1 protein-coding gene is annotated in these 798 nt (G+C 58.2%); it reads left to right on the forward strand.

Annotated features, from left to right (window positions below; translation table 11 throughout):
- On the forward strand, nt 1-798 hold a 798-nt coding region (locus L5L98_RS22265; protein WP_263143581.1), incomplete at both ends, for a VCBS domain-containing protein.

Genomic DNA, 798 nt, shown 5'->3' on the forward strand with positions numbered 1-798 from the left:
GGTCTTCCAAGTRCAAACCAATGTCGCCGATGGCAACTACGGTTTCTTCAGCATTGATGCCGACGGTAACTGGACCTACACCTTAAACAACAGCCACAGCGACGTGCAGTCACTCAAGGCRGGTGAAACCCTGACCCGTGACATCACGGTCACCAGTGCCGATGGCACCGCCAGCCACACCGTGACCATCACCATTGTCGGCGCGAACGATCCCGCTGACATCACRSTCGGTAACGGCGACAGCGATGCCGGCACCGTCACCGAAGACGGCGATACCGACACCTTGCCAGGCACAGTACAAACGGTGGCCGGCACCTTAACCGTCACCGACGTCGACAACGGCGAAGCGGTATTCCAAGTRCAAACCAATGTCGCCGATGGCAACTACGGTTTCTTCAGCATTGATGCCGACGGTAACTGGACCTACACCTTAAACAACAGCCACAGCGACGTGCAGTCACTCAAGGCGGGTGAAACCCTGACCCGTGACATCACGGTCACCAGTGCCGATGGCACCGCCAGCCACACCGTGACCATCACCATTGTCGGYGCGAACGATCCCGCTGACATCACGCTCGGTAACGGCGACAGCGATGCTGGCACCGTCACCGAAGACGGCGATTCCGACACCCTGCCAGGCACAGTACAAACGGTGGCCGGCACCTTAACCGTCACCGACGTCGACAACGGCGAAGCGGTCTTCCAAGTGCAAACCAATGTCGCCGATGGCAACTACGGTTTCTTCAGCATTGATGCCGACGGTAACTGGACCTACACCTTAAACAACAGCCACAGCGA

Source organism: Shewanella sp. SM23 (assembly GCF_025654295.1).
Taxonomy (GTDB): domain Bacteria; phylum Pseudomonadota; class Gammaproteobacteria; order Enterobacterales; family Shewanellaceae; genus Shewanella; species Shewanella oncorhynchi.